Origin of the sequence: Acidovorax sp. HMWF018, assembly GCF_003061035.1 — a bacterium.
In the GTDB taxonomy this organism is placed as follows: domain Bacteria; phylum Pseudomonadota; class Gammaproteobacteria; order Burkholderiales; family Burkholderiaceae_C; genus Acidovorax; species Acidovorax delafieldii.
In genome coordinates this window covers 1-9,963 of sequence record NZ_QAIM01000480.1, presented here as the reverse complement: position 1 = coordinate 9,963, position 9,963 = coordinate 1, and the positions used below count along the sequence as shown (strand labels likewise).

The following is a 9,963-nucleotide window of genomic DNA, read 5'->3' as shown; positions in this document are numbered from 1 at the left end:
CCGCTCCCGCCGTCAAGCCCGTGGCCGCTGCTGCCGCCCTGAAGCCCATCAAGGCTGCTTTCAACAAGACCACGCTGGTTGCCCATCTGGCCGAACAGTCGGGTGTGGAGCCCAAGGCCGCCAAGGCCGTGCTGGCTGCGCTGGAAGCCGCCATCCTGGGCTCGGTGCACAAGAAGGGCTCTGGCGAGTTCACGCTGCCTGGCGTACTCAAGATCGGCCTGCAGCAAGTGCCTGCCAAGAAAAAGCGTTTTGGCAAGGACCCGTTCACGGGTGAAGAGCGCTGGTTCCCCGCCAAGCCTGCTTCGGTCAAGATCAAGACCCGCGCCCTGAAGAAGCTCAAGGACGCAACCGCCTGATGCACCCAGCGCCGCAAGGCGCCTGCTTCAGCACCAGGGGCCGCGAGGCCCCTTTTTCTTTTGGCGGAACCCGCAAGGGTGCGCGACGACGCCTCCCCTACACGCCCTGGGCCCCGCGCAATCAGGCCCTGATGACCCATGGCGCTGCAGGGTGGGCGTACAACGCCTGCACCGCCGCCGCGCGGCGTGACAGCACCGCCCCCTGGTTGATGTAGCCCTTGTCAGTGATCTCCCCGGCGTCTGCATCAGGCGCCATGTCCATCACCATGGCCCGTGTGGGGCATTGCGAAGACCCAGCGCCCGCATCCCGGCGCGCGCGCATCACGGCCTGCAATGCCTGCTCCAGCCGCTCAGCGTCGGCCGCACCGGCCGCAGACGGAAACACCAGCATGCCCACCTCATCGCGGTCATGCCCGGTGAGCACGATGTCCTGGACCAGCGGCGCCAGTTGCGACACCAGCTCCACCCGCAACGTGCCCACCGACACCCAGCTGCCGCTGGACAGCTTGAAATCCTCCGCCACGCGCCCGTTGAAGACCACGCCTTTGTCTGGCTGCTCCGCGTCCACCAGATAGCCCGCGTCGCCGATGCGGTAGAACCCCTCGTGATCGAACGCAGCCGCCGTTTCGCGCGGCGCATTGCGGTAGCCTGCAAACACCGACACGCCACGAACCCGCATCTCCAGCTTGCTGCCGTTGGGCACCAGCTTCAGCTCCAGCCCTGGCAAGGGTGCACCAATACAGCCCGCGCCTTCAAGGTGCCAGTGCGCGGTGGTGACGGCCGGCGCTGTCTCGGTGGACCCCCACGATGTCGTGAGCCACAGCGGCTGGGCGGGGCGCACGCGCCGCGCAACGGCCTGCAGGCGCTGCCAGGTCGATGGAGCCAGCGCCGCCGCCGCATAGAAGGCCAGCCGCATGCGCGCCAGCACGTCGGCGGCCAGACGGTCGTCGGCCTCCAGAAACGGCAGCAGCATGTCAAAGCCCCGAGGGACGTTGAACAGCATGGTGGGCTGTACCTCGCGCAGGTTGCGCACCGTCTTGTCGATGAGCCCCGGCACCGGCCGCCCCTCGTCGATGTAGAGCGTGCCGCCGTGGCACAGCACCATGTTGAGGTTGTGGTTGCCGCCAAAGGTATGGCTCCAGGGCAACCAGTCCACCAGCACTGGCTTTTCATGCTCCAGAAAGCGCCACGCCTGGGCCATCATCTGCTGGTTGGCGCAGAGCATGCGGTGGGTGTTGATGACCACCTTGGGCCGACCGGTGGAGCCGGAGGTGAGCAGGTATTTGGCATGGTCATCGGGCAGCAGCGCCTGCATGGCCTGCTGCACCTGGGGCGTTTCCTGCCCAGCGAGCAGATGCTCCCAGGGCAGCGCACCCGGACACGCGGAGGCGTTGCGGCTGAACACCCGCACGGCATCGCTGTCCCAGCCGTGCAGGGCTGCCGCATAGACGCTGGCATCGGACGCATAGACCAGGCTGGGCTCCAGCACCGTCAGCATGCTGTGCAGGCGGCTGTGGTCCTGGGAGCGCGCATACGCGCTCGACAGCGAACAGGGGGTGATGCCCACATGCATGGCCGCGAGCATGAGGACCGCATGATCCACCGCGTTGTCGGACAGGATGGCAATCGGCCGCCCGGCGGGTAACCGCAGGTCCAGCAGCGACTGCGCCACGGCGCCCACCTGGCGGCGCAGTTGGGCATAGGTCAGGCTGCGCCAGCCTTCTGCGCTGTCGCTCCGCTCGGCCAGTGCCAGGGCATCAGGCGTCTCTTTGGCCCAGCGTTCCAGCCATTCCCCCACACAGCGGGCATAGGGTTGCAGCGCCATGGGAGAGCGCAGCGTGAAAGAACCATCGTCAAACTGGGTGCGCACAGCGCGCGCCGGGGCAATCTGGCGCTCGTCATCAAGAAAGGCTGGGTACATGGTGGGTTCTCGGGAGCGATGGAGGTTCAAACACTGAGGCGCGATGCCTCAGGCATCGAGATCGGGATCAGGTTGGCCGAGCAGCCCAGACGCCTGCTTGGCGCGCAACAGCTCGATGAGCAAGGCATCCCGCGCACGGGCCAGATCGCTGGCGTGCCTGTCACCCATCGCCTGCGCCACACCTTCGGCCACCCGGCGCTGCAAGGCTTCGGTCATGGACGGCGTGCCCAGGTCCTGCCACCAGCTTTCGATGGGACCGCCCAGGTGGGCCAGCAGGTGGGCTATGCCACCTTCGCCACCCGACAGGTGCAGGTTCATGAACGGCCCCATCAGCGCCCACCGCAAGCCGGGACCCTGGGAGATGGCTGTGTCGATGTCTTCCACAGTGGCTACGCCCTGGTCCACCAGATGAAAGGCCTCGCGCCAGAGCGCCGCCTGCAGGCGGTTGGCAATGTGCCCCTTGATCTCACGCCGCACGTGGATGGGACGCTTGCCAATGCGGGTGTAGAACGCCATTGCATCGGCCACCGCCTGGGGCGTGGTGCGCTCGCCGCCGCCCACTTCGACCAGCGGGATCATGTGCGGCGGATTGAACGGGTGGCCCAGCACCACGCGCCCGGGATGTGCGCAATCCTTCTGCATGTCCGTCACCGCCAGCCCCGAAGAACTGGAGGCCAGCACCACATGCGCCGGGGTCACTGCATCCATGCGGCGGAACAGGTCCACCTTGAAGTCGAGCCGCTCGGGCCCGCTCTCCTGCACAAAGTCGGCCTGCGCCAGTGCATCTTCCAGCCGCACATGAAAGTGCAGGCGCTCCTGGCTTGCCCCCGAGGCCAGCCCCTGCTGCGCCAGCGCCACCCAATGCGAGGCGACGGCGTCCCGCAGTCGCTGCTCGGCCCCTGGCGACGGGTCGATGGCCTCCACGTCCAGGCCCCGCGCCAGAAAGTAGGCGGCCCAGCTTGCGCCAATGGTGCCGGTGGCCACCACAGCCACGCGCTTCACGGTGTGTGCCATGGGGAACCTTTCAGGACTCTGCCGTGAAGCCGACCTTCTTCACCAGCGGCCCCCAGCGCTCATATTCGGCCTGTTGCGAGGCCAGCATCTCCGCAGGCGTAGAGCCCTTCGCGATGAGCCCCACCACGGCTAGGCTGTCCATGACGGCCTTGTCCTTGATCGCTGCGTTGATGGCGGCATTGGCGGCAGACACCACGGCTGCCGGCGTGCGGGCCGGGGCGTAAAAGCCAAACCATTCCTCGGTCGTGAGTTCTGGAAAGCCCTGCTCTGCAAACGTGGCGACCTCGGGCGAAAACGGCGACCGCGCCTGACCCGAGGTGGCGATCAGCCGCAGCTTGCCCGCCTTGTGGTTGGGAATGAAGTCTCCGCTGGGCGTGACCATCGACGCGATCTGCCCGCCCACCACATCGGTGACGCCCGGGATGGAACCGCGGTACGGCACATGCTTGAGGTCCACGCCGTTGTTCAAGCCCAGCAGCGCACCGATGAAGTGCGGCGTGGAGCCCGCTGCGGGTGAGCCGTAGTTCGCCTGCACGGGGTTGGCCTTGGCCCAGGCCAGAAAGTCCTTCACCGTCTTGACGGAGACAGGCACCAGCGGCCCCACAGCCAGACCATGGTGCATGACGGCGCCGATGGACACCGGCACAAAGTCCTTGGCCGGGTCGTAGCTCAGGCGGCTGTAAATGTGCGGGTAAATGGACGTGCACGAAAACGGCGACAGCGTGAGCACGCTGCCATCGGCGGGCGCCCCCTTGAGCGACTCCAGCGCGATGCGGCCGCCCGCGCCGGGCTTGTTTTCCACCACCGCGGGGTTGCGGGTGTAGGGCGATCCCGCCAGCTTCTCGCCCACCCTGCGCGCCACGCTGTCGCCCGCGCTGCCTGCGGGAAAGCCGTAAAAGATCTTGATCTGGTCGATGGTCTGCGCCCAGGCGGCCAGCGGCGACAAGGCCCCCAGCGCAGAGGCGCAACCGACGTGGTGCATGAACTGGCGGCGGGTGTGCATCATCATGTGTCTCCTGTGGATGGAGCCGTCATTATTTTTTTGACGCCCCTGCACATTCAGTCATCGCGATGACATTTGGACTCAGGGAATACGCGCACGCGCCTGTACAGCACACAGTGGCGCAGGAGACACTCTCACCATGTTGGTCAAACTGGCGCCCCCTACCCTCACCGATCTGCTGCTGCACTCTGCCTGGTTCCCGGCCCTGGACAGCGCCGCCCAGCAGCGGGTGATGGACGATGTGCGCGAGGTCGAAGTGCCCCAGGGCGGCGAGCTGTGCCGGCGCGGCCATACCCCGGTGCACTGGTATGGCGCCATCGAGGGGCTGCTGAAGTGGACTGTGACCTCGGGGGATGGCCGCTCGGTCACGCTCGGCGGACTGTCGGCGGGAAGCTGGTTTGGCGAGGGCACCTTGCTGCGCGGCACGCCCCGCACGGCCGACGTGATCGCACTGCGCCCCAGCCGCGTTGCGCTGGTGCCGATGGAGACTTTTGAATGGCTGCACGCCACGCAGCGCAGCTTTGACCACTTTCTGCTGCGCCAGATCAACGAACGCATGCACTGGTTTCTGGGTAACTTCACGGCCCACCATTTGCTCGATACCGACAGCCAGGTGGCCCGCGCGCTGGCAGGCCTGTTCCACCCCTGGCTGCACCCGGGCAGCGACACGCACTTGCAGGTGTCGCAAGAAGAAATTGCCAATCTCTCGGGCGTATCACGCCAGCGCTGCAACGCGGCGTTGAAGCGGCTGCAGGCCGCTGGCCTGCTGGAGATCGAATACGGCGGCATCACCGTGACCGACCTGGAAGGCCTGCGGCGTCAGGTGGAATAGCCCCTTTTTTTTGGCGTCACTGGGTGCATGGGCTACCGCCCGCTACTGCACCATCTGCCGCTATGTGGGCGAGTGGTGCGCTTGGATGAAGGCGACCGCAGCGGCCATCACCGCACCAGGCTGGTCACGGTGCGGAGAGTGCGCGCAGTCCGGCAATTCCAGCAACCGGGTGCCTGGCACACGCTGGGCAATGCCCCGGATCTGGGCCAGGGTGCCGTACTCGTCATCAGAGCCCTGGATGGCCAGCACGGGGGCGCGGATCAGGGCAACCTCTGGCTCGATGTTCCACGCACGGAAGGCCGGGTCCAGCCAGACGCGGTTCCAGCCCCAGAAGGCCGAATCCCCATCGTCGTGGTAACGCGCCAGCTTGTGGCGCAGATCGGTCTGTTCGTAAGCGTCCCGCGCGCGTTCGATGTTTTGCACCGTCACGTCTTCCACAAAGAGGTGCGGCGCCATCACCACCAGCCCTTGCACGCGCTGCGGCCAGCGTGCAGCCAGCAACAGGGCAATCGATGCGCCATCGCTGTGGCCGAAGAGCCAGGCGGCTTCCTGCACGCCCAGTGCATCGAGGAATGCGGGCACCACCTCGTGCGCCTGCTGGTGCATGAAGTCCACGCCCCACACCTCGTCCGCGCGCCGGGGGGTGGACCGGCCATAAGCAGGACGAGAGAACACCAGCCCCCGAAACCCGCCTGCATCGCACAGCTGGCGCGGGAAGTCCTTCCACATCGCCACGGAGCCCAGGCCCTCGTGCAGGAACACCACCAAGGGGGCAGTGGTGCGCTCGGGGGCTATCCACTGGTACTCGATATGGACCGTGCGGTTGCGCCAGCGCACTGGCACATGCTCAGTGCACCCCACGGGGCTGGGTGCAACGCCATTGGCACTCACGCCCGCTGCTCCCGCTCGCGCAGCCGAAATCGCTGGATCTTGCCGGTGGCCGTCTTGGGCAGCTCGGGCAAGAATTCGATCAGACGCGGGTACTTGTAGGGCGCCAGGCGTTCCTTCACAAAGGCCTTGAGTTCATCCGGTGTGACCGCCTGCCCATCTTTGAGCACGACAAACGCCTTGGTCTTGGTCAGGCCATCAGCATCCTGCGTGCCGACCACGGCTGCCTCCAGCACGGAAGTGTGCTGCATCAACGTGGCCTCCACCTCGAAGGGGGACACGTAAATGCCGCTGACCTTGAGCATGTCGTCGCTGCGCCCGGCGTAGGTGTAGTAACCCTCGGCATCGCGCACATATTTGTCGCCGCTTTTGGTCCACGCGCCCTGGAATGTCTCGCGGGTCTTGGCGCGGTTGTTCCAGTACATCAGCGCAGCGCTGGGGCCCTGGATGTAGAGGTCGCCAATCTCGCCCTGCGCCACCTCGCTGCCGTCTTCGCCGCGCAGGGATATCTCGTACCCGGGCACCGGTTTGCCCGTGGTGCCGTAGCGCACATCGCCAGGGCGGTTGGAAAGGAAGATGTGCAGCATCTCTGTCGAGCCAATGCCATCGATGATGTCGCAACCAAAATGGTCCTTGAAGCGCTGCGCGATCTCGGCCGGCAGCGCCTCGCCGGCGGACGAGCACATGCGCAGCGCCACCGCACTTCGGGAAGGCAGGCGGGGCGAGGCCAGCATGCCGGCAAAACCGGTGGGCGCCCCAAAGAACACCGTGGGCTGGTGGCGCGTCCAACGCTCGAACGTGGCGTCTGGCGTGGGTCGCTCGGCCATCAGCACCACTGTGGCGCCCACTGACAAAGGGAAGGTCAGGCTGTTGCCCAGCCCATACGCAAAGTAGAGCTTGGCAGCCGAAAAGCACACATCCTTGTCGGTCAGACCCAGCACCGCCTTGCCATACAGCTCGGCCGTCCACCACAGGCTGCCCTGCGTGTGCACCGTGCCCTTGGGCTTGCCCGTGGAGCCCGAGGAATAAAGCCAGAACCCGGGCTCGTCCGGGCCGGTGCGGGCGGGCGCAGTCAGCGCGGGGGTGCTGGCGATGGCGGCCTGCATGTCCACCGCCCCCGCACCCAGCGGGCCTTGCGGCTGCGACACCACGCAAGCACGCACCTCATGGTGGGGTGCCAGGGCCAGCGCCTCGTCCAGCACCGGCAGCAATGCACCGGAGACCAGCGCCGCCTGCGCGCGGCAGTGCGTCAGCATGTAGGCGTAGTCGTCGGGCTTGAGCAGGGTGTTGACCGCCACAGGCACCACACCCGCGTACAGGCAACCCAGAAACGCCACCGGCCAGTCGCTGGTGTCCAGCATCAGCAGCAGCACGCGCTCCTCGCGCCGCACGCCAGTGTTGGCCAGCACCGCCGCCAGCCGCCGCGCGCGGTCTTCCAGCGCGCTGTAGCTCAGGGTCCCCTGGTCGTCGATGTAGGCGATGCGGTCACCCCGCGCGCGGTTGAGAGCAAACAGATGCTCTGCAAAATTGAACTGTTCCGGAAGGCTGTTCATGGCGTGTCTCCGTCGCGATGGTGTTGTCGTTGTGGGTGGGGCTGAGAGGTCAACAGCCCAGCGCCGCGAGCACTTCGGGGCTGGCCTGCACCGCACTGCGCTGGTGGTAGAAGTCCAGCGCCCGCAAGCCACCCAGCTCAGCACCACCACCAGCCCGGCCGGGCCCCCCATGCAGCGACATGGGCATGACATTGCCGTGGCCCGTGTGCGCAGTGGCCACTGCCGGCGTCACCACATGCACACGGCCATTGCTCGCAGCCAGCGCTACGGCGGCCTGGGCCAGGGCCTTGTCGTCGGCGCCATAGAGCGAGGTCACCAGCGAGCCCTGGCCACGCTGCGCAAGGGCCAGCGCATGGGGCAGGTCGTTATAGGGCAGCAAGGTGGCCACCGGTCCAAACACCTCCACGTCATGAACGATGGAGGCCTTGTCGGCATCGCGCGCGCCCAGCAGCACCGGGCCGACGCAGGCGGCCACTGCAGAGTCGGCATCGACCAGCGGCCGCGTTCGGCCGTCATACACAAGGTCGGTATGGGCCCCCAGGGCGGCAATGCCTGCCTGCACTCCATCGAACTGGGCGCGGCTGACCAGCGAGCCCATGCGCACTTCCGGGTTGCGGGGGTTGCCCACCACCACGCGGGCCAGCTGGGCGCTGACAGCCTCCGCCACCGCAGCGTACGACGCAGTGGGGACCAGGATGCGGCGGATCGCGGTGCACTTCTGGCCTGACTTGACGGTCATCTCACGGACGACTTCGCGCACCAGCAGGTCAAAGGCCGAGCTGCCCGGCGCCGCGTCGGGCATCAGCAGCGCGGCATTGAGGCTGTCCGCCTCGATGTTGGCGCGCACCGAACGCTGCGCCACCGCCGGATGCGCCCGGACAACGCCCGCCGTCTCGGCAGAGCCGGTGAACGACATCACATCAAAGGGTTGCAGCGCATCCATCAGGCCCGCCGAGCTTCCCGCGATGATCGACAGCGCGCCGGCGGGCAACACCCCCGCGTTCACCACGTCCTGCACCATGCGCTGGGTCAGCCACGCCGTGGATGTGCCGGGCTTGACGATGACCGGCATGCCCGACAACAAGGCGGGCGCGGCTTTTTCCCACAGGCCCCAAGCAGGAAAGTTGAACGCGTTGATGCACAGCGCCACCCCTGGCCTCGGCACCTGCAGGTGCTGCGACTGAAAGACCGGTTCCTTGCCCAGCCTGACGGCATCCCCGTCACGCAGCACGCGCACATCGCCCAGCGCCTCACCCCATTTGGCGTATTGGCCGAGCGTGAAGATGCCGCCGTCGATGTCCACCGCAGAGTCCGTCTTGACGGTGCCGGAATTGGCGGTGGCGATGTCGTAATAGCTGTCGCGGTGCGCCTGCAGCACCTTGGCGACCGCGCCGAGCATGGTGGCCCGCTCACGATAGGTGGCAGCGCGTAGCGCAGCTCCCCCCTGTTCGCGGGCAAACGCAAAGGCCTCGGGCAGATTCAACCCCGTGGCGTCCACCCGCACCAGGGCGGTGCCCAGCACAGGATCGCGCAGCTCAGTGCCGGGCCCCGTTCCGTGTTGCCAGCGGCCGGCAACGTGGTTGGCGAGCAATTCAGTCATGCAGTCGATCTTTCAGAGCAAGAAAGTCAATAGGGAGCAGCGCTGGCGCCAGCCCTAGCGGGTGAACTGGATCTGCCCCTCGGGCAACAGGTACAAAACCAGCGCCCTGCCGCGCGCCACCGTAGGGTGGTGGGCACTGCCGGGCGGGTAGACGCACCAGCCAGCAGGGTGGCCGTCAAACAACGCATCGCCCTCCAGTGGCATGATCAAATCGATTTCGCCCTGCGGGTGGGTGTGGTGGGGGCCAGCAATGTTTTGCATGTCCACCACGTCCACAGAAAACCGGTGCAAGGCATCTTCGGGCTTGAACACACGGCCATAGCGGATGCCGCCGCCTTCGCGTTCACACAGCCAGCCTTCACGTGCGCCCTGAATGCACGCCTCCCGCAAGCGCTGGTAGGTCGCACTGGTGGGGCCGTGCGCGGTGTTCAGCCATTGCGCCAGAGCGGCATCCAGGGGTTTGCCAGCGAGCTGGGCGGTCAGATCAACCAAGGCTTCGTGAAACGCAGTTTTGTCGGACATGGGCAGTGGGTGCAGCTAGAGTCGGGGCCCAATCTGCACCGTTTTTGATCCACCGCCTTGCGCGCATCCAAAACATGCAGTATTTTGCCAATTGATGAACCATAGTTACCTCAAAGATCCATGTCAAGCACTATAGTGCATGAATGGCGTTTTCCCTGAGAAGATCAGGGCGCTCCATGAAAAGGATGGGTATGAATGAAACAGAAACGGCGGGGCTGCTCGCACCCGCCTCCGCGCAGGAGGGTGCGCAGTCATCGGCCGAGGAGCCCAAGAA

Annotated in this window: 9 protein-coding genes; 2 read left to right on the top strand and 7 right to left on the bottom strand. The window is 66.4% G+C overall.

Annotated elements, in window-relative coordinates; all coding sequences use genetic code 11:
- Positions 1-356 (top strand): HU family DNA-binding protein (locus DBR23_RS20405; RefSeq protein ID WP_108499426.1); only part of this gene is annotated, 356 nt, incomplete at its 5' end.
- A gap of 121 nt (positions 357-477) precedes the next feature.
- Here DBR23_RS20405 and DBR23_RS20400 read toward each other — a convergent pair.
- From DBR23_RS20400 to DBR23_RS20390, 3 genes are read right to left on the bottom strand one after another with little or no spacing between them, the layout of a single operon-like run.
- Positions 478-2,277 carry a feruloyl-CoA synthase gene (locus DBR23_RS20400; protein WP_108499416.1) on the bottom strand — a complete coding sequence of 600 codons (1,800 nt, stop codon included), beginning with the start codon at positions 2,275-2,277 and terminating at the stop codon, positions 478-480.
- 48 nt (positions 2,278-2,325) lie between these two features.
- The gene (locus DBR23_RS20395) at positions 2,326-3,291 is read right to left on the bottom strand and encodes a 3-hydroxyacyl-CoA dehydrogenase NAD-binding domain-containing protein (protein WP_108499415.1); all 966 of its coding nucleotides are present in this window, start codon (positions 3,289-3,291) and stop codon (positions 2,326-2,328) included.
- Positions 3,292-3,301: 10 nt separating this feature from the next.
- On the bottom strand, positions 3,302-4,294 hold the full coding sequence (locus DBR23_RS20390; protein WP_108499425.1) for a Bug family tripartite tricarboxylate transporter substrate binding protein: 993 nt from the start codon (positions 4,292-4,294) through the stop codon (positions 3,302-3,304).
- Between the two features lie 139 nt (positions 4,295-4,433).
- On the opposite strand from DBR23_RS20390, the gene DBR23_RS20385 reads away from it, so the two are divergent.
- Positions 4,434-5,126, top strand: a complete 693-nt coding sequence (locus DBR23_RS20385; RefSeq protein ID WP_056746945.1) for a Crp/Fnr family transcriptional regulator — start codon at positions 4,434-4,436, stop codon at positions 5,124-5,126.
- 60 nt (positions 5,127-5,186) lie between these two features.
- On the opposite strand, the gene DBR23_RS20380 is transcribed toward DBR23_RS20385, so the two are convergent.
- Genes DBR23_RS20380 through DBR23_RS20365 form a run of 4 tightly spaced genes read right to left on the bottom strand, consistent with a single transcriptional unit; the run spans position 5,187 to position 9,689 of the window.
- A complete protein-coding gene (locus DBR23_RS20380; RefSeq protein ID WP_108499414.1) occupies positions 5,187-6,017 on the bottom strand; it encodes an alpha/beta fold hydrolase in 831 nt (276 codons plus the stop codon).
- A complete protein-coding gene (locus DBR23_RS20375; protein WP_108499413.1) occupies positions 6,014-7,567 on the bottom strand; it encodes a benzoate-CoA ligase family protein in 1,554 nt (517 codons plus the stop codon). Before DBR23_RS20375 ends, DBR23_RS20380 begins: the two co-directional genes overlap by 4 nt.
- Before the next feature lie 49 nt (positions 7,568-7,616).
- Positions 7,617-9,167, bottom strand: a complete 1,551-nt coding sequence (locus DBR23_RS20370; protein ID WP_108499412.1) for a 3,4-dehydroadipyl-CoA semialdehyde dehydrogenase — start codon at positions 9,165-9,167, stop codon at positions 7,617-7,619.
- A 54-nt stretch (positions 9,168-9,221) separates the two neighbouring features.
- On the bottom strand, positions 9,222-9,689 hold the full coding sequence (locus tag DBR23_RS20365; RefSeq protein WP_108499411.1) for a DUF4863 family protein: 468 nt from the start codon (positions 9,687-9,689) through the stop codon (positions 9,222-9,224).
- Positions 9,690-9,963: the final 274 nt, after the last annotated feature.

Excerpts from the sequence above, each read along its gene's own strand:
- DBR23_RS20390 (WP_108499425.1), bottom strand. The coding sequence starts at position 4,294 with ATGCACACCCGCCGCCAGTTCATGCACCACGTCGGTTGCGCCTCTGCG.
- DBR23_RS20365 (WP_108499411.1), bottom strand. The coding sequence starts at position 9,689 with ATGTCCGACAAAACTGCGTTTCACGAAGCCTTGGTTGATCTGACCGCC.
- DBR23_RS20395 (WP_108499415.1), bottom strand. The coding sequence starts at position 3,291 with ATGGCACACACCGTGAAGCGCGTGGCTGTGGTGGCCACCGGCACCATT.
- DBR23_RS20385 (WP_056746945.1), top strand. The coding sequence starts at position 4,434 with ATGTTGGTCAAACTGGCGCCCCCTACCCTCACCGATCTGCTGCTGCAC.
- DBR23_RS20400 (WP_108499416.1), bottom strand. The coding sequence starts at position 2,277 with ATGTACCCAGCCTTTCTTGATGACGAGCGCCAGATTGCCCCGGCGCGC.
- DBR23_RS20375 (WP_108499413.1), bottom strand. The coding sequence starts at position 7,567 with ATGAACAGCCTTCCGGAACAGTTCAATTTTGCAGAGCATCTGTTTGCT.
- DBR23_RS20370 (WP_108499412.1), bottom strand. The coding sequence starts at position 9,167 with ATGACTGAATTGCTCGCCAACCACGTTGCCGGCCGCTGGCAACACGGA.